The organism is Comamonas odontotermitis, assembly GCF_040396735.1.
In the GTDB taxonomy this organism is placed as follows: domain Bacteria; phylum Pseudomonadota; class Gammaproteobacteria; order Burkholderiales; family Burkholderiaceae_C; genus Comamonas; species Comamonas odontotermitis_C.
Genome location: NZ_JBEBNZ010000002.1, coordinates 304061 through 322178, shown reverse-complemented (window position 1 = coordinate 322178; position 18118 = coordinate 304061). Strand labels below are relative to the sequence as shown.

The following is an 18118-nucleotide window of genomic DNA, read 5'->3' as shown; positions in this document are numbered from 1 at the left end:
GCCGCGCGCCGCATCCATGTCTGTGCGGTGCGCGGTTGCAGCCTGCTACCCGGCGGTGAGCTGCGCCCCTTCCACCAGAAATTGCAGCTTGCGCTGACCCTGCCATTCGTTGATGTCGAGACGGTAGGCGAGCAGCACCTTGGCAGGCAGGGGCTCGGTATGGCCGAACCAGATGCCATCCACCATCTCGCCCTGGTGGCGCAGCTTGAGGGACAGGTGTTTTTCGCCCACCAGGCGCTGGCTGATCACCTCCAGCTCTTCGCTGAAGGTCGGGGGGGCAAAGCCCTGGCCCCAGACCTGGCTGTTGATCGCGTCCACGGTCTCGGTACGGCGAAACTGCGCGGGCAGCGGGCCGTCGGTTTCCATCTGGCGGGTGAGCGTGCGCTCGTCCAGCCACTCCTGCGCCACCTCTGCCAGCGCCTGCTCGAACACCTCAAAATGTTCTTCGGCAATCGTGCAGCCAGCGGCCATGGCGTGGCCGCCAAACTTGATCAGCACGCCCGGGTGGCGCTTGGCAACCAGGTCAAGCGCGTCGCGCAGGTGAAAGCCTGCGATCGAGCGGCCCGAGCCTTTGAGTTCGTGCTCATGCCCCGGCGCACTGCTGGCGGCAAAGACGAAGGTGGGGCGGTGCAGCTTGTCCTTGATGCGCGACGCCACGATGCCGACCACGCCCTCGTGGAAATCCGGGTCGAACACGCTGACAGCGGGAGGCGGCTCCTCGCCTTCTTCAAACAGTTCCTCGACCAGCAGCATGGCGTGCTCGCGCATGCCGCTTTCGATATCGCGGCGCTCGCGGTTGATGGCATCGAGCTGGCGTGCCAGTTCGTCGGCGCGCAATGCGTCCTCCGTCAGCAGGCACTCGATGCCGATCGTCATATCCGCAAGGCGCCCTGCGGCATTGATGCGCGGGCCCAGGGCAAAGCCGAAATCAAAAGTGCTGGCGACTGCCGCGCGCCGGCTGGCGGCCGAGAACAAGGCCCCCAGGCCCGGCGGCATCTGGCCCGCACGGATGCGGCGCAGGCCCTGGGCAACGAGGCGCCGGTTGTTGGCATCGAGCTTGACCACATCGGCCACCGTGCCCAGTGCCACCAGGGGCAGCAGGGTGTCCAGCCGGGGCTGAGGCTGTTTTGCCGCTGCATTGCTTCCCGAGGGAGTGCTCGCATCTTCAAAAGCACCACGGCTGCGCAGCTCGGCGCGCAAGGCCATCAGCACATAGAACATCACGCCCACGCCCGCGATGGATTTGCTGGCAAAGCCGCAGGCTGGCTGGTTGGGGTTGACGATGGCGTCCGCTGCGGGCAGGGTAGCTGCAGGCAGGTGGTGGTCAGTCACGATCACCGTCAGGCCCAGCGCCTTGGCGCGGGCCACGCCATCCACGCTGGCGATGCCGTTGTCCACGGTCACCAGTACATCGGTGCCCAACTGGTGCACCCGCTCGGCGATTGCGGGGGTGAGACCGTAGCCGTCTACCACGCGGTCGGGCACCAGGTAGCGCACGTTGGCCGCACCCAGCATGCGCAGTCCGCGCAGGGCCACGGCGCAGGCGGTGGCACCGTCGCAGTCGTAATCGGCCACCACGCAGATGCGCGCCTGCTGCTCAATGGCGTCGGCCAGCAGGCGGGCGGCATCCTGCGCGCCCAGCAGGTCGGCGGGCGAGAGCAATTGGGCCAGGCCATCGTCCAGCTCGGCAGCGGCCTGTACGCCGCGAGCGGCAAACAGCCGGGCGAGCAGTGGGTGCACACCCGCTTGCTCCAATGCCCAGGCAGTACGTGGTGGGATATCTCTTGCTAGGATTTTCATAGTGAACGGAGCATATCGGCAGCATGCGGGCTGTCAAACAGTTGTTTGATTTTCTGGAGCAGTCCTCCAGGGGCGTGCTCCAGCGTGACAGCATTTTTTTCGCCACACACGGTGAGTCTGGCAGGGGCGGCCGCAGGCAGGCTGGCATCGAGCTGCTGCCAGGTCGTTTGCCAGGCAGGCCAGTTGCCGGTGAGCGCAGCATCGCGCAAATCGGTGTTCAGCATTGGCATGGTGGCGGGCAACTGGTAGCCGGAAGGCAGTGCGCCGGCGCCATGCACCCAGAAGGAATTGATGGGTGCCTGGCCCGCAGCCTCGCGCGCGTCGCTCCAGGCATGGATGTAGAGCAGCATCTGCATCTCGGTCTGCAGGCGGTGCAGCACGGCGGCCTGGTCCTTGCTGGGCAGCCAGGGGCGCACATCGCGCAGGGCAATACGGTCCAGCGAAGCGGTTTCCAGGCCCCGGAATACCTCGCCCTGCGCCAGCCAGCGGTCTGGGCGGTCATAGGTGAGGGTGATGCCGTCCTCGGCAAACCAGGGAGCCATGACGGCAAGCAGTTCGCGCGACTGCGCCTCGTGCATCTGCGCGGCAGTCAGCTCGCTCATGCGGACCTGGTCGGGCGAAATATGCCAATGGCAAGGGGTGATGAAGGCCCAGGCGGCATTGCCGGGCATTGTGCCTTGCTGCAGTTGGTGCAATGCCGCCCACGGTGTGGCGCGGGTGGGTAGTTGCAGCGCGCGGGCGAGGGCGCGTTCGTGCGGCGGGGCAAAATCCTCGGTCTCGCCGCTGTCGGTGGCGGCGGGCTGCAGGGTTTTGAGCCACTGCTGCAGCCCGGGCAGTGCAAGGTCTTGCAGTGCCTGCTGGCAGCCCTCCTCGTCGGAGGCTGCGTAGGAAATGATCAAATGCTGGAATTCCGACATGGGCCTATTGTCAGCGATGCCACAATGCTGGATTGCAAGCGGTGGCTTCCGCCGCCATGATGGCTACAAAAACATATGCAGATTCCCTATGAGCTGGCGCTGGGCTGGCGCTACACCCGGGCGGGGCGCGCCACGCGCCGCAACGGGTTCATTTCATTCATCTCGGGTGTGTCCATGCTGGGCATTGCGCTGGGGGTGGCAGCCCTCATCATCGTGCTGTCCGTGATGAACGGGTTCCAGAAAGAGGTGCGCGACCGCATGCTCAGCGTGGTCTCGCATATCGAGATCTTCACGCCCGGCGGCGACGCCATGCCCGACGTGACCAAGACCATGGCCGAGGCCAGGCAGAACCCCAATGTCATCGGTGCAGCCCCCTTCGTGGCGGCCCAGGCACTCGTGGCACGTGGGGAAGACATGCGCGGCGCCTTGCTGCGCGGTATCGATCCGGCGCTGGAGCCCGAGGTGACCGACATGGCCACCGGTATCCAGCAGCAAGCCCTGCAGGCGCTCACGCCCGGCAGCTTCAATGTGGTGCTGGGCTCGGAGCTGGCGCGCATCCTGGGCGTGGAGGCGGGCGATCAGGTCACGCTGGTGGCGCCCAGTGGCCAGGTGACACCGGCTGGCGTGGTGCCGCGCCTCAAGCAGATGAATGTCGTGGGCACATTCAACTCGGGCCACTATGAGTACGACTCCGCCCTGGTGCTGATGCACTACGAGGATGCTGCCAAGCTCTTCCGCCTGGAAGGGCCGACCGGCGTGCGTCTCAAGCTCAAGAACCTGCATGACGCGCCCGAGGTGGTGCAGCAACTGGCCAAGACGCTCAGCGGCCATCTGCTGATTCGCGACTGGACGCAGCAGAACAAGACCTGGTTTGCGGCCGTGCAGGTGGAAAAACGCATGATGTTCATCATCCTCACCCTGATCGTGGCGGTGGCCGCCTTCAATCTGGTGACGACCCTGGTGATGACCGTGACCGACAAGCGCGCCGATATCGCCATCCTGCGAACCCTGGGCGCCAGTCCCAAAAGCATCATGGGCGTGTTCGTGGTGCAGGGCGCCCTGGTCGGGGTGATTGGCACCCTGGCGGGCCTGGCGCTGGGTTTGCTGATTGCCTGCAACATCGATGTGATCGTGCCTGCCATCGAGCGGGCGCTGCACACCAGCTTCCTGCCCAAGGATATTTACCTGATCAGCCGCATGCCGAGCGAGCCGCAAAGCGCCGACATCGTGCCGATCACCGTGATTTCGCTGATTCTGGCTTTTGTGGCCACGCTGTACCCGAGCTGGCGCGCCAGCCGCGTCAACCCTGCGGAGGCCCTGCGTTATGAATGATTCTTCTGTGGTGTTGCAGGCCAGCGGCCTGACCAAGCGTTTCTCCGAAGGACTTCTGGATGTGGAGGTGCTCAAGGGCATCGATCTGGAGGTACGCGCTGGCGAAACGCTGGCCATCGTAGGGGCCTCCGGCTCGGGCAAATCCACCTTGCTGCACCTGCTGGGTGGGCTCGATGAGCCCACCAGCGGCTCGGTGCGCCTGAAGGGCCAGTTGCTGGGCGAATTGAGCCCTGCGCGACAGGGTCAGTTGCGCAACCAGCACCTGGGCTTCATCTACCAGTTTCACCATTTGTTGCCCGAGTTCAGTGCACTCGACAATGTGGCCATGCCGTTGCGCATCCGCCGCATGCCTTACGAAGCGTGTACGGCGCGCGCCGAGGCCATGCTGGCCGCCGTAGGCCTGAAGGACCGCGTGCAGCACCGCCCGGCCGAGCTGTCGGGCGGCGAGCGCCAGCGCGTGGCTATTGCACGGGCGCTCGTCACCCAACCGGCCTGCGTGCTGGCGGACGAGCCCACCGGCAACCTGGACCGCTCCACCGCTGATACCGTGTTTGCGCTGATGATGCAGCTCGCTCGTGAGCAGGGCACCGCGTTTGTGATGGTGACGCATGATGGAGAACTGGCAAAGCGCTGCGACCGCGCCGTACGCATGGCCAATGGCAGATTTGAATGAAACGGGCTGTCAGTGCTTAAATGGTAATTGTTGATAGCTCATATTTTGATAGCGTTTGATGGACGAGCATAGCCGCATATCGTGAGCTTCTGGATCGACACCCACTGCCACTGGGACGCGCCCGAGTTTGACCCCGATCGCGACCAGTTGCGCGAGGCTGCGCGTGCCGCCGGTGTGGCGCACTGCGTCATCCCTGCCATTGGTCGCATGGATTGGGAGACGGTGCGCGAGCTGGCCCACCGTTGGGGCGACAGCTACGCGCTGGGCATCCACCCGCTCTATACCGGCCCGGGTCGTGCTCATGAGCGTGATATCGACGCACTGGCGCAAATGCTGGAAGACTGCCGCGATGACCCGCGCCTGGTGGCCATCGGCGAGATAGGGCTTGATTTCTTTGTCGAAGGCCTGGATGCAGAACGGCAGACCTGGTTCTACCAGGAACAACTCAAGCTGGCGCGCCGTTTTGACCTGCCGGTGATCGTGCATGTGCGCAAATCCAGCGACCAGTTGCTCAAGGCCCTACGGCAGTGGCCGGTGATGGGCGGCATTGCCCATGCCTTCAACGGCAGCCTGCAGCAGGCACAGCAGTTTGTGGAACGCGGCTTTGCGCTGGGCTTTGGCGGTGCGCTGACCTATGACCGGGCGCTCCACCTGCACCGCCTGTTGCAAACGGTGCCGATGGAGAGCATCGTCATCGAGACCGACGCGCCGGATATCCCACCGCATTGGCTCTATACCACGGCCGAGCAGAGGGCGCGGGGCGTGCCGCAGGGGCGCAACCAGCCTGCCGAGATACCGCGTATTGCGCAGGTTCTGCAGGAAATACGCGCCCAGGGTGCATCAGACAAGCGCGAAATGCTACAAGATTGGATGCAAATCACCACTGCCAATGCCTGCCGGGTACTGCCCAAGCTGGGTGCTCTGCTGGCAGGAACGCGCCATGGCTGACGCGCGCGAGGAGTCTTCGCCGGTGCTGTATGGCCTGCCGCCGGTGGTGGGGGCAGAGACTCGGGTGCTGATCCTCGGGAGCTTTCCCGGCGCTGCATCGCTGGGCGCCCGGCAATACTATGCCTACCCGCGCAACCACTTCTGGCCCATTCTGGCGCAGTTGTGGCCGCAGTACCCGCAGCCGCCCGATTATGCGGGCCGCTGCGAATGGCTGCTGGCGCGCGGGCTGGGGCTGTGGGATGTCTACGCCAGTTGCGAGCGCGCCGGCAGCCTCGACAGTGCCATCCGTAACGCAACGGTCAACGATTTTGCTGCGCTGAAGGCCCATTGCCCGCAATTGGTGGCAGCCGCCCACAATGGCGGCGAAAGCTTTCGCCATGCAAAGTCCGTTCAGGCCATCCTTGGCCTGCCGGTGTACCGGCTGCCATCCACCAGCCCGGCCAATGCGTCATGGAGCATGCAGCGCAAGCTGGAGGGCTGGCGCGAGGTGCTGCGTCACTGCGGCTTGCCGGTCTGAACACGGGCCAGGGGCATGGGTGTGGCCGCATGGCCTTGCAGCAGGCGCAGTGACAGCCTTTGCACCCATGGGCCCAGCAGCACCACGATGACGAAGGCCGCTGGCCAGGCACACACATAGGCATGCAGCCACAGGCCGACGAAATGCGCGGTGAAACCCAGATTCAGCCAGGTGACCCAGGCGGTCATCAGCCCGCTGAGCAGCAGAGACATCAGCATGGAGGTGAGCAAGCGTTGTTTGAGTGCGAGAGACATGGTGTGCGAAGCCTTTCTTGTGAATGGCTTGCAGTGTAGATTCTGCTTAAATTAGAAAAAAGAGATAAATTATCATTTTTAAATTCCATATTTGAAATCATGTTCGATGATCTGGCCTTGTTTGTCGCCATTGTGGAAAGCGGCAGCCTGAGCGCAGCGGCGCGCAGGGCCGGACTACCGCCAGCGACCGTGACACGCCGCCTGCAGCAATTGGAGCGCCAACTGGGATGCAAGCTGCTGCACCGCAGCGCCCGCCGCATGCTGCCGACGCCCGAGGGCCAGGCCTACTTCGAGCGCTGCAGCCCGCTGTTGCAGTCGCTGGCACAGGCCACGCAGAATCTGGAGCAGAGCCTTACCCAGGTGCAGGGCACGGTGCGTGTGCTGGCACCCATGAACCTGGCCAAAGGCCTGTTGTTGCCGGTATGGCAGGAGTTTCTGGCGCGCTACCCGGGTGTGCAACTGGATTTGCGCCTGTCCAATCTGCGGGAGGACCTGCTGGAGCAGGGGGCCGATCTGGCCATTCGCGTCGGAACGCTTGCCGATTCGAGCCTGACAGGGCGCAGGCTGGGCCATGCCGCCATGGGCTTGCTGGCATCGCCCGGCTACCTGGCCCAGGCTGCGCCCATCAACGGTCCGCAGGATTTGGCCGGGCAGCGCTGGATCGTGGCCGATCCACTGCGCCAGCTGCGCCTTGCGCACAGCCAGACGGGGGAGGTCTACAGCCAGTCGCTCTACGGCACTGCGATGCGCGGCATGGTCAACGATGTGGCAATCGCGGCGGCCATGGCCGCCAGCGGCCTGGGTCTGCTGTTTGCCCCGCTGTGGGCCTGCGCAAGCTATCTGGAGCAGGGCAGCCTGGTGCCGGTGCTGCCGCAGTGGCAGGCGGGTTCGCACGATATATCGCTGTTATGGCCACAGCACCATCTGCCCGCGCGGGTGAGGGCCTTGATCGACCTGTTGCTGGAGTTTTCGGCCAACGATCCGCGACTGCAAGGCCAAATGCAGATAATGCCCGCACCATGACCAAAAGAAAAACCGTGGCAGCCGATGCAGCGCTGCCTGAAGTGACCATTTCCGATTTCGATGGCATCCGTTATCTGCACCTGGGCACCCCCTGGGTGCAGGGCTCCATGCGTATCAGGAAGCCATTCGATATCGACCTGGAATACGTGCAGCGCATGATGGCCTGGCTGCTGCTGGTGGACCCGGCCACCGTGCCCGAGCGCCGCGCCATGCAGTTGGGCCTGGGCGCGGCGGCGGCTACCAAGTTCTGCGTGCAGAAGCTGGGCATGGCCACCACGGCGGTGGAACTGAACCCGCAGGTCATCTCTGTATGTCGTCAGTGGTTCAAGCTGCCGCCCGACAGCGACAGATTGCAGGTGGTGCTGGGCGACGCGGGAGCGGAAATCCAGAAGCCCCAGTACCTGCAGACGGTGGACGCCTTGCAGGTGGATCTGTATGACCACGAGGCAGCGGCTCCGGTGCTCGACAGCCCCGACTTCTACCTGCATTGTCGCAACCTGCTGACCGACGAGGGCTGCATGACGGTGAATCTCTTTGGCCGCACCAACAGCTACGCCCGCAGCCTGGCCCATATCCAGCAGGCTTTTGGCGAAGACGCTGTCTGGCGTTTTGCCGCCACGAAGGAAGGCAATACCGTCGTGCTGGCACAACGCACCTCCAGCCGCCCGGAGCGCGACCTGCTGGTGCAGCGCGCCGATGCCATACAGCAGGCAACAGGTTTGCCCGCGCTCAAATGGTTGAAGGTTTTTAAACCTGTGGTGGCACCGGCGGTCTGAGCTTTACCCCGCCTGCGCGGGCTTTCAGGTATAACCTCGGCAGACCAACTATGACATGAGGGATTGCACCATGGGCGCGCCAGATCACCCGTCGGATGACGAGCCGGATTTTCAACATACGGTGCTGGTGGATCCTGCTGGCTTGCCGAGGGATGCGGACCCTCCTGCACCGTCTGTCCCCTCCGGCCGGCGCTCTGCCGTGTTTGTGCCCGGCACTGTGGACAGCAATGATCCGGTGAGCGCACCGGCGACACCTGCTCCTCAGGGTTCTGCATCCCTGCCCGCTGGCCGCAGCACCAAGTCTGCGCTGATGCAGCGCCCGCTTGATCTGGTGCAGATCATCAGCTGGCTGCAGGCAGATGGCTGGATCACTTCAGCCATTGCCAAGGCCACGATCGAGCGATGCAGCCATGCGTCCAGCAGCCAGCATCCGATTGTTCGCCTGGCCAGCGTGGTGGTGCCCCGCGCGCAGGATGGCAAGGCGCTCGACGTGGAGATGCTGACCGAGTTCGTCGCCAAGCACTGCGGCCTGCCTTATTACAAGATCGATCCGCTCAAGACCGATGCGGCTAAGGTGGCCGAAACCATGGGCGCGCCGTATGCCCAGCGCCACGGCATCCTGCCGGTGCAGGTCTCCTCCCAGGAAGTGGTGATTGCCGTCAAGGAGCCCTGGATCGACGAGTGGGTGGGCGAGGTGGAACGCCAGGCACGGCGCAAGGTGCGGCGAGTGCTTGCCAACCCCAAGGATATCGACAGGTACCGCAGCGAGTTCTTTGCCCTGGCCAAATCGGTCAAGGCGGCCAACAAGCTGAGCGGCTCGCTCTCGAGCATCGGCAATTTTGAGCAACTGGTCGATCTGGGCAATTCCAACCAGCAGTTCGATGCCAACGACCAGGGCATCATTCGGCTGGTCGATTGGCTGTGGCAGTTTGCGTTTTCACAGCGCGCCAGCGATATCCATCTGGAGCCGCGCCGCGACCAGGCGGTGATCCGTTTCCGCATCGATGGCGTGCTGCACAAGGTCTACCAGATGCCCATTGGCGTGCACAACGCCATCGTCTCGCGCGTCAAGCTGCTTGGCCGTATTGATGTGGTGGAGAAGCGCCGCCCGCAGGACGGCCGCATCAAGACCCGCAACACCCTGGGCGACGAGGTGGAAATGCGCCTCTCGACCTTGCCGACCGCATTTGGCGAGAAGATGGTGATGCGTATCTTCGACCCGGAAAACACGGTCAAGGATCTGGCCGAACTGGGCTTCACCCCACATGACGCCCAGCGCTGGGAACAGTTGGTATCGCGTCCGCACGGCATCATCCTGGTGACCGGCCCCACCGGCTCGGGCAAGACGACCACCCTGTACTCGACCCTGAAGCGGCTGGCGACGGAGGAGGTGAACGTCTCGACGGTGGAAGACCCGATCGAAATGATAGAGCCCGCCTTCAACCAGACGCAGGTGCAGCCGGTGCTCGACTTCAGCTTTGCCGAAGGCCTGCGTGCGCTGATGCGCCAGGACCCGGACATCATCATGGTGGGCGAAATCCGCGATCTGGAGACCGCCGAGATGGCGGTGCAGGCGGCGCTGACAGGCCATCTGGTGTTCTCTACCCTGCACACCAACGATGCACCCAGCGCCATCAGCCGCCTGATGGAGCTGGGCGTGCCGCCCTACTTGATCAACGCCACGTTGCTGGGCGTGCTGGCCCAGCGCCTGGTGCGCACCCTGTGCGAAACCTGCAAGCAGCCCGATGGGGAAAGCACCGTGGGGGCACTGAACAATGCCATCCATCCCTGGAAGATCAAGCGCGAGTACAGGCCCTACAAGCCCGTGGGTTGTGACGAGTGCCGCAATACCGGCTACCGTGGCCGCATGGGTCTGTATGAGCTGTTGACGGTGAGCGAGGCGATCAAGGACCAGGTACACACCTCGCCTTCCATGTCTGGGCTGCGCCGTCAGGCGGTGAAGGACGGCATGCACCCGCTGCGTCTGGCGGGCGCACTACGCGTATCCGAAGGCATGACCACCTTCGAGGAAGTCATCGCGAGCACGCCGCCCATCGAGATGGGCGACCGCTGAGAGCCACCGGCTCTTCAACCTGTCCGCCAGCCGTTCGGACTGCTATCAAAAACAAAGTTCTGCCGTGCGCCGATGGTGCGGTGGTGGCCGGTTTCATAAAAAACTTCCGGGGCTAGAGAATCCCGGAAATACAGCTGTGCCGGTAATTGCTTGTGAATCATGGCGCTGCGGTTGGGTGCGGTGTTTTGACCTAGGGTTTTCCTGTGTCCAATCGTAAGTGGAATCCACATCTGTCAGCCAACTGTCAGCATCCACAATGCACAACATCCATATTTTCGTTTGGAGACATAGTGAAACTCAAGAGCCAAAAAGACTTTTGGGCGGGCATCATGTACATGACGGTGGGGATTGCGTTCGCAGTGGGCGCAAAGAACTACACGATCGGTACAGGCGCACGCATGGGGCCGGGTTACTTCCCGCTGATTCTGGGCATTCTGCTTGCTGTGATTGGCGCGGCCGTCGCCTTCAAGGGCCTCACCAACGGCCCCCGGGATGGTGACCCCATCGGTAAATGGGCATGGAAGCAGGTGTTCTTCATTCTGCTGGCGAACTTTGCATTCGGCATCCTGCTGGTCGGCGTGCCTACGCTCGGTATTCCAGCCATGGGCCTGATTGTTGCCATCTATGCACTGGTCTTCATTGCCAGCATGGCAGGGCATGAGTTCCGCGCCAAGGAGGTGTTCGTTCTGGCCACCATCCTGGCCGTTGGCAGTTACGTCGCTTTCGTGTGGGCACTGAATCTGCAGTTCCCCGTGTGGCCTAGCTTCATTACCGGTTAAGAGGAGCCAGGACCATGGATCTGATCAATAACCTGGCCACCGGTTTCGGTGTGGCCTTCACTTTCCAAAACCTGATCTACTGCTTTGTCGGCTGTCTGTTGGGTACCCTGATTGGCGTGCTGCCTGGCATTGGCCCCGTGGCCACCATCGCCATGCTGCTGCCGGCCACCTATGCGCTGCCCCCCGTGGCGGCGCTGATCATGCTGGCCGGCATCTACTACGGCGCGCAGTATGGTGGCTCGACCACCGCCATTTTGGTGAACCTGCCGGGCGAATCGTCCTCGGTGGTGACTGTGATCGATGGCTACCAGATGGCCCGAAAAGGGCGAGCGGGGCCAGCGCTGGCAGCGGCAGGCATTGGCTCGTTCTTTGCGGGCTGCGTGGGCACCGTGATTCTGGCTGCCTTTGCGCCTCCGCTCACGGAAGTGGCCTTCATGTTCGGCCCTGCCGAGTACTTCTCGCTGATGACCCTGGGCCTGATCGGCGCGGTGGTGCTGGCCTCGGGCTCGCTGCTCAAGGCCGTGGGCATGATCGTGCTGGGCCTGCTGCTGGGTCTGGTGGGAACGGACGTGAACTCGGGCGTGGCCCGCTACTCCTTCGACATTCCTGAACTGACCGACGGCATCGACTTCGTCGTGATTGCCATGGGTGTGTTCGGCTACGGCGAAATCATTGCCAATCTGTCCAAGCCTGACGATGAGCGTGAAGTGTTCGCCGCCAAGGTCACGGGTTTGATGCCCACGGCAGAAGACTTCAAGCGCATGTTCCCCGCGATGCTGCGTGGCACGGCCCTGGGCTCTGCGCTGGGCATTCTGCCTGGTGGCGGCGCCATGCTGTCGGCTTTTGCGGCTTACACCATCGAGAAGAAGACGCGTCTCAAGCCAGGTGAAGTTCCATTCGGCCAGGGCAATATCCGTGGCGTATGCGCTCCGGAATCGGCCAACAATGCAGGCTCGCAGACCTCGTTCATTCCACTCTTGACCCTGGGTATCCCGCCAAATGCCGTGATGGCACTGATGGTGGGCGCCATGACCATTCACAACATCCAGCCTGGCCCCCAGGTGATGACCAGCAACCCCGAGCTGTTCTGGGGCCTGATTGCCTCGATGTGGATCGGTAACCTGATGCTGATCATCCTGAACCTGCCGCTGATCGGCGTCTGGATCAAGCTGCTCACCGTGCCTTACCGCTGGCTGTTCCCTTCGATCGTGCTGTTCTGTGCGGTCGGTGTGTATGGCACCAACAACAACAGCTGGGACGTGTGGATGGTCGGTATCTTCGGCTTCGTGGGTTATGTGTTCCACAAGCTGGGCACCGAGCCCGCACCGCTGCTGCTGGGCTTCATCCTGGGCCCGATGATGGAAGAGAACCTGCGCCGTGCACTGCTGCTCTCGCGCGGTGACTGGTCGGTGTTCGTCACCCGCCCCATCTCCGCCGGCCTGCTGATTGCAGCTGCCATCCTGCTGATCGTGGTGTGCTTGCCCGCAGTGAGCAAGAAGCGTGAAGAAGCCTTCGTTGAAGAAGACTGATCGCTGATAGAGACAGACAACTACCACTTTGCAGCGGCACCTTCGGGTGCCGCTTTTTTTTGCCTCCAATGCAGTTCGACGGCCTATGGAAGAACTGCGTTTGAGGGGACGGCGGCGCCGTATGGAGGCGGTAACGACTCTGGATGGCGTACGCAAAATTAACAGCAGGGCGGGCAACAGGTACTGGCTTGGCGTAACAATGGCTGCCACGGCTGCGCCACCTGCACAGGGCGTGGCTGCCAGCAACGCATACCTGCATGAAAAATCTGCCTCTCCTGCAACAGCACGGCCTGCGCCGCTCCTTGCACAACGAAGTCCATTCGCGCCCACCTGAGGCCTTGCCCGACGACACTGCAGTCTTTTGCGTGGTGATGTGGGCCGATGCCGCAGAGCGCGCCGCCAGCCGCCAGTGGCTCTACCAGTTGCTGCGCGAACTGCAACTGCCCATACCTGATGGCGCAGACGATGCCAATCATCTGAGGCTGGACTTGGGAAACTGCCGCCTGCGCTGGGAGCTGCACACCGAGTTTGTGTCGTGGACCTGGATGGTGCCCGCCAACGCCGCCGCCATGCAGGCTGCAGGCCCGCAATCGGCCAGTGACGCCATTCCTGCGCAATGGCTCGCCGGTTTGCCGGGCCAGTGCCTGCTGGCGATGAATGTGTGGGTGCTGGCGTTGGCAGAAGGCCTGGAGCGGAATATCGAGCACGGCTGGCTGTATGAGGACCAACTGGTTGCATCGCAAACCGCCGAGCAGCAGGCGCGTATCTACACCGATTTCGCCATCCATTCGGATGGCGCCTCGCGCCTTTTTGTGCTGAACCATGGCTTGCCGGCTGCGCGTATGGGCCGGCTGGTGCAGCGGTTGATTGAAATCGAGACTTATCGAATGGCTGCGCTGCTGGGTTTGCCCGCAGCGCGCGACACCATGGAGAAGCTGGCCGCCACCGAAACCGAGCTGGCCCAGCTGTCGGAAGCCATTCGCAGTGCCGGTGCCGCGAGCGAGCCGCAATTGCTCGACCAGCTTACTCGGCTGGCGGCGCAAGTGGAGAGCCAATACGCGGCCAACCATTCGAGGTTTTCGGCCAGCACGGCCTACTTTGCATTGGTGCAGCAACGGGTGGGCGACATCGCGGAAACGCGCCTGGCGGGCTACCAGACCATCCGCGACTTCATGGACCGACGCCTCACTCCGGCGCGCAACACCTGTGTCTCGGCCCACCAGCGGCTGGAGGCGCTGTCCCAGCGCGTGTCCCGCATCAGCAATTTGCTGCAGGCGCGGGTCGATATCAGCCAGAAGCAGGGCCGCCAGGCGGTACTCAAGGCGATGAACGAGCGGCAGGGCCTGCAGCTCAAGATGCAGTCGACGGTGGAGGGCCTGTCGGTGGCGGCCATCACCTATTACTTCGTCGGCCTCATCAGCTACCTGGCCAAAGGCCTGCAGAAATGGGGCTGGCCGCTGTCGCCAGAAACGACGGCAGCGCTGGCGATCCCCATGGTAGGCTTGGGTGTCTGGTGGTCGATCCGCCGCATGCACCATCGCTTGTTCCATGGTGCGCAAGAGCACAACTAAACCGCCCGCAGGCCCTTTGGTATCCGGGCCTTCTTCTTTTCTGGATTCACTGTGTCAGTTACTGCAGCACCTGCGCCGGTGCTTTCGCCATCGGCCCGCAAAATGGGCATGGCCTGTGCCGTGGTGGGCGCCATTGCCTTCAGTGGCAAGGCCATCATCGTCAAGCTTGCCTATCGCTACGGTGTGGATGCGGTCACGCTCATCATGTACCGCATGCTGTTTGCGCTGCCGCTGTTTGTTGTGATGGCCTGGTGGGCCGGACGCGGCAAGCCCCCACTTTCGCTGCACGACTGGCTGGGCTCTGCAGCGCTGGGTTTTTCGGGCTACTACCTGGCGAGCTTTCTGGATTTTGCAGGGCTTACCTACATCACCGCAGGGCTGGAGCGCCTCATCCTCTACCTCAACCCTACCCTGGTGCTCGCGCTGGGCTGGCTCCTTTACCGAAAGAAGGCCACCCGTCGCCAGTTGCTGGGCCTGGCCATCAGCTACGCCGGTGTGATGCTGGTGTTTGGCGTAGAGGCACTCGGGCACGGCGCTGCGGGCGCCGGTGGCGGCAAGGTGTGGTGGGGTGCCACGCTGGTGTTTGCCAGTGCGGTGAGCTATGCCATCTACCTGGTGTACAGCGCGCAGTTTGTGCAGCGCATGGGCGCGCTGCGCCTGGTGGGGCTGGCCACCAGCTTTGCCTGCCTGTTCTGCATTGTGCAGTTTCTGCTGGTGCGGCCACTGGCTGCCGCGCAGGTGGCGATGCCCGTCATCTGGCTGTCGGTACTCAATGCAACGGTGTGCACGGCGCTGCCGGTGCTGCTGGTCATGCTGGCGATTGAACGCCTGGGCGCTGCCACGGTGGCGCAAACTGGCATGATTGGCCCCTTGTCCACCATTTTGATGGGTGTGTGGCTGCTCGATGAGGCGCTGACACCCGTGATGGTGGCTGGCACGGCGCTGGTGCTGGTGGGGATCTATGTATTCACCCACCAGGCGAAAAGTATAAAAAAGAGAGCTGCAAGCGTTTGACGGGTAAGCGCTGGCGGCAGATTTTCTTTGATCTTGGTATTGCAATCTCGAAAGGAGACGGATTATGGATTTGGGAATTGCGGGCAAATGGGCCTTGGTGTGTGCGGCCAGCAAGGGACTGGGACGCGGCTGTGCGCAGGCCCTGGTCAACGAGGGCGTGAATGTGGTCATCAACGCCCGTGGCGCCGACGCGCTCAAGGACACGGCGCGCCAGTTCAAGGTGATGGCCGCCATGTGGGCGGCAGCAGCACCTGGCCGGGTGGCTCCACAGGTGATTGCCGTGGCGGCAGACATCACGACCGAGGAAGGCCGCGCTGCGGTGCTGAACGCCGAAGGCGGCCCTGGCAGGAACTTTGACATCCTGGTGAACAATGCAGGCGGGCCGCCCCCGGGTGATTTTCGCGACTGGGACCGCGAGGCGTGGGTGAAGGCGCTGGACGCCAACATGCTCACACCGATTGCGCTGATCCAGACCGTGATCGACGGCATGGCCGAGCGTGGGTTTGGCCGCATCGTCAACATCACCTCCAGTTCGGTCAAGGCGCCCATCGATATCCTGGGCCTGTCCAACGGCGCGCGCAGCGGCCTGACCGGCTTTGTGGCGGGCGTGGCACGCAGTTCCATCGCTGCGCAGGGCGTCACCATCAACAACATTCTGCCCGGCAAGTTCGATACGGACCGCATCGCAGGCACCATTGCTGCCACAGCCCAGAAAACCGGCAAGTCCGAAGCGGACATCCGGGCTGCGCAGCAAAAGCAGATTCCTGCGGGCCGCTATGGCACCGCGGAGGAGTTTGGCGCCATCTGCGCGTTTCTGTGCAGCCAGCAGGCGGCCTACATCACCGGTCAGAACATTCTGCCTGACGGTGGCGCCTATCCTGGTACCTATTGAGGCGAGGGGGCGGGGCGTCGGCTGGCGCTTGCTGCTGATGCGTCAACTGCCATCAGATAGAAGAAAAGCCACGGCATGCCGTGGCTTTTTTATCGTCGCCGCACACGATCAGGCGAAATTGTCATCGTCAAAGATATCGCCGCCGTCGCTGAAGTTGCTGCCAAACCCTTCATCGCCTGCATCATCGGCGCGAGCGTCATCCAGCAGCGTGTTGGGCGATGCATCGGGCTGGCCGACATGGTCGCGCCCCGCTTGCTGGGCCAGTTTGTCCAGGCCGCTGTTGTCGTTGCCGGGAAGGGCGCTTCCGTGATCCGCGGCATTGGCATTGCTGGCCTTGTTCCAGCCATTGCCGGTAGTTTGCTGGCCGCCCAGCAGGTGGCCCAGTCCATTGAACAGCAGCATGCCTCCTGCAACACCGGCAGCCGCTGCTGCAGCGCTGCCCAGAAAGCCGCCGCTCAGGCTGGCTCCGGGGGGCGCGTATGCGCCAGCGGGCACAGCGGGAGCCTCCGCAAGAGGCGTACCGATCCGGCGGTCGCGCCAGCCTGGGAGTGCGGAAGGCGCCGCGCCACCTGGCCCAGCAGTTGGCATATCGGCACCACGCCCAAAGCGGGTGTCGAGGCCAGGCGCGGATGACAGAAAGCTGCCGGATCCACTGCTGACACCATTGTCAGCGGCGGTCGAGAGCTGGCCTTGCAGCTGCGCGATCTGCTGCTGGGCCTGTTGCAGCGATTGCTGCAGCAGCAGCGTGCGTTGGGTGAGCCAGTAAGCGGCATCCGGGGTTTGGGTGGCCCACTGGCGAATGCTGGCCTCAGCCTGCGTATCTTTGGGCTGGCCGTCCAGTTGGCGCAGTTGTTGGAACAAGCTGCTGATCAGTTGCTGCTCTTGTTCGGTCATGGGATGAACTCCTTCCAGTCTGCCGAGGAATGAACCGCAGATGGATGCAGTGTGCGCCGAAACAAGAGCGCTGATGTGAAGTTACAGAGGCAGCGGTTGCAGGGTGTAACTCTGCATTCCAGACTGAGGGCGTGCAGGCGCTCTCAGACGCGGCGTGATGAAATCACGATGCCCGCCACAATCAGCACAAATGCGATGGCGTGGTACAGGCGCGGTGGCTCCCCCAGAAAGGCCGCGGAGAGCACGGCGGCAAAGAGCGGCGTCAGATTGGTGAAAAAACCCGCCGCCGTAGGGCCTGCGCGCTGGACGCCCACACCCCAGAAGCGGTAGGCCAGGATGGCCGGGCCGATCACGATATAGGCAATGGCGGCGAGCAAGGTGCCGTTCAACTGCAGGTGGCTTGCGCCCACGGCCCATTCGCCTCCGGCAAACAGGCCCGACCAGACCAGGCCGAAGGCCAGTTGCGCCATCAACAACTGCGCCCAATGGCTTTTGATGCCTGCCGGCTCCGTGGTGCGCACCAGCAGCCAGCTGTAGAGAGACCAGCAGGCCGTGGACAGCAGCATGTACAGATCGCCGGGCACCAGACGCAGCTGGGTCAACTGCTCCCACTGGCCATGGCTGAGCACGATCAGCACGCCAGTGATCGAGAACACTGCTCCGGCCAGTTGCGGCCGCGTGACGCGGCTGTTGAAGAACAGGGCGCCAAAGGCCATCATCCATAGCGGCATGCTGGCGGCCACCAGCGTCACATTGATGGGCCCAGAAGTCTTGAGCGCCAGATATTGGAAGGCGTTGTAGCAGCCGATGCCCAGAAGGCCGATGAAGGACCAGCGCTTCCAGTGTGGCCACAGCGGGCTGCTCCTGGTCAGAATGCTGCGTGCCAGCGGCAGGATGACGACAAAGGCAATCAGCCAGCGGATGAAGTTGAGCAACATGGGTGACACCAGATCGTGCACCACCCGTCCAACCACTGCATTGCCTGCCCACATGAGCGGAGCTGCTGTCAGGAAGAAGATGGTCGAAGGTGTCAGTTTTTGTTGCATCGCGTGACTGTAACTGCTGCAGACCGCGTTCGAAGTCTCCTCGGGCAGTTGCCCAATGCGCTGAGGCTTTGGAGAGCCG

At 63.2% G+C, this 18118-nt stretch carries 18 protein-coding genes; 12 read left to right on the top strand and 6 right to left on the bottom strand.

Translation table 11 applies throughout. The annotated features are described in order from the left end of the window. Positions 1 to 45: 45 nt before the first annotated feature. Positions 46 to 1800 (bottom strand): single-stranded-DNA-specific exonuclease RecJ, encoded by a 1755-nt coding sequence (gene recJ / locus ACH2DG_RS03850; protein WP_395024374.1) that lies wholly within the window; start codon positions 1798 to 1800, stop codon positions 46 to 48. Then, entirely contained in the window at positions 1797 to 2717 is a 921-nt protein-coding gene (locus tag ACH2DG_RS03845; protein WP_395024373.1) for a phosphoglycerate mutase, read from the bottom strand. The genes recJ and ACH2DG_RS03845 overlap by 4 nt, the downstream gene beginning before the upstream one ends. Positions 2718 to 2792: 75 nt before the next feature. Here ACH2DG_RS03845 and ACH2DG_RS03840 point away from each other — a divergent pair, with 75 nt between their 5' ends. From ACH2DG_RS03840 to ACH2DG_RS03825, 4 genes are all read left to right on the top strand, one after another. Beyond that, complete coding sequence (locus tag ACH2DG_RS03840; RefSeq protein WP_395024372.1) at positions 2793 to 4049, top strand: lipoprotein-releasing ABC transporter permease subunit; 1257 nt, start codon at positions 2793 to 2795, stop codon at positions 4047 to 4049. Further along, positions 4042 to 4722, top strand: coding sequence for a lipoprotein-releasing ABC transporter ATP-binding protein LolD (gene lolD, locus ACH2DG_RS03835; protein WP_395024371.1), 681 nt, complete (start codon positions 4042 to 4044; stop codon positions 4720 to 4722). The genes ACH2DG_RS03840 and lolD overlap by 8 nt, the downstream gene beginning before the upstream one ends. 81 nt (positions 4723 to 4803) lie before the next feature. Beyond that, complete coding sequence (locus ACH2DG_RS03830; protein WP_395024370.1) at positions 4804 to 5670, top strand: TatD family hydrolase; 867 nt, start codon at positions 4804 to 4806, stop codon at positions 5668 to 5670. Next, complete coding sequence (locus ACH2DG_RS03825; RefSeq protein ID WP_395024369.1) at positions 5663 to 6187, top strand: DNA-deoxyinosine glycosylase; 525 nt, start codon at positions 5663 to 5665, stop codon at positions 6185 to 6187. The genes ACH2DG_RS03830 and ACH2DG_RS03825 overlap by 8 nt, the downstream gene beginning before the upstream one ends. Here the strand turns inward: ACH2DG_RS03825 and ACH2DG_RS03820 are convergent. Continuing rightward, complete coding sequence (locus tag ACH2DG_RS03820) at positions 6166 to 6441, bottom strand: DUF2798 domain-containing protein (RefSeq protein WP_395024368.1); 276 nt, start codon at positions 6439 to 6441, stop codon at positions 6166 to 6168. The genes ACH2DG_RS03825 and ACH2DG_RS03820 overlap by 22 nt on opposite strands. A gap of 99 nt (positions 6442 to 6540) precedes the next feature. Between ACH2DG_RS03820 and ACH2DG_RS03815 the strand changes: the two genes are divergently transcribed. The 3 genes from ACH2DG_RS03815 to ACH2DG_RS03805 all read left to right on the top strand — a co-directional run bounded on the left by ACH2DG_RS03815 (position 6541) and on the right by ACH2DG_RS03805 (position 10314). Beyond that, complete coding sequence (locus tag ACH2DG_RS03815) at positions 6541 to 7464, top strand: LysR family transcriptional regulator (protein ID WP_395024367.1); 924 nt, start codon at positions 6541 to 6543, stop codon at positions 7462 to 7464. Then, the gene (locus tag ACH2DG_RS03810) at positions 7461 to 8240 is read left to right on the top strand and encodes a spermidine synthase (RefSeq protein ID WP_395024366.1); all 780 of its coding nucleotides are present in this window, start codon (positions 7461 to 7463) and stop codon (positions 8238 to 8240) included. Before ACH2DG_RS03815 ends, ACH2DG_RS03810 begins: the two co-directional genes overlap by 4 nt. 310 nt (positions 8241 to 8550) lie before the next feature. Next, positions 8551 to 10314, top strand: a complete 1764-nt coding sequence (locus ACH2DG_RS03805; protein ID WP_395024410.1) for a GspE/PulE family protein — start codon at positions 8551 to 8553, stop codon at positions 10312 to 10314. Between the two features lie 14 nt (positions 10315 to 10328). Here the strand turns inward: ACH2DG_RS03805 and ACH2DG_RS03800 are convergent, their stop codons facing one another. Beyond that, on the bottom strand, positions 10329 to 10475 hold the full coding sequence (locus ACH2DG_RS03800) for a hypothetical protein (protein ID WP_395024365.1): 147 nt from the start codon (positions 10473 to 10475) through the stop codon (positions 10329 to 10331). Positions 10476 to 10604: 129 nt separating this feature from the next. Between ACH2DG_RS03800 and ACH2DG_RS03795 the strand changes: the two genes are divergently transcribed. From ACH2DG_RS03795 to ACH2DG_RS03775, 5 genes are all read left to right on the top strand, one after another. Then, positions 10605 to 11093: a tripartite tricarboxylate transporter TctB family protein gene (locus ACH2DG_RS03795; protein ID WP_395024364.1), complete on the top strand. Its 489-nt coding sequence runs from the start codon at positions 10605 to 10607 to the stop codon at positions 11091 to 11093. A 14-nt stretch (positions 11094 to 11107) separates the two neighbouring features. Next, positions 11108 to 12622 (top strand): tripartite tricarboxylate transporter permease, encoded by a 1515-nt coding sequence (locus ACH2DG_RS03790; protein ID WP_184709183.1) that lies wholly within the window; start codon positions 11108 to 11110, stop codon positions 12620 to 12622. Between the two features lie 257 nt (positions 12623 to 12879). Beyond that, positions 12880 to 14193 (top strand): DUF3422 family protein, encoded by a 1314-nt coding sequence (locus ACH2DG_RS03785; protein ID WP_395024363.1) that lies wholly within the window; start codon positions 12880 to 12882, stop codon positions 14191 to 14193. Positions 14194 to 14295: 102 nt separating this feature from the next. Next, positions 14296 to 15207, top strand: coding sequence for a DMT family transporter (locus ACH2DG_RS03780; RefSeq protein ID WP_395024409.1), 912 nt, complete (start codon positions 14296 to 14298; stop codon positions 15205 to 15207). Between the two features lie 64 nt (positions 15208 to 15271). Further along, positions 15272 to 16099 carry an SDR family oxidoreductase gene (locus tag ACH2DG_RS03775; protein ID WP_224151633.1) on the top strand — a complete coding sequence of 276 codons (828 nt, stop codon included), beginning with the start codon at positions 15272 to 15274 and terminating at the stop codon, positions 16097 to 16099. Between the two features lie 108 nt (positions 16100 to 16207). On the opposite strand, the gene ACH2DG_RS03770 is transcribed toward ACH2DG_RS03775, so the two are convergent. Then, a complete protein-coding gene (locus ACH2DG_RS03770; RefSeq protein ID WP_395024362.1) occupies positions 16208 to 16993 on the bottom strand; it encodes a DUF2076 family protein in 786 nt (261 codons plus the stop codon). A gap of 143 nt (positions 16994 to 17136) precedes the next feature. Further along, positions 17137 to 18039: a DMT family transporter gene (locus ACH2DG_RS03765; RefSeq protein ID WP_395024361.1), complete on the bottom strand. Its 903-nt coding sequence runs from the start codon at positions 18037 to 18039 to the stop codon at positions 17137 to 17139. Between the last annotated feature and the right edge of the window lie 79 nt (positions 18040 to 18118).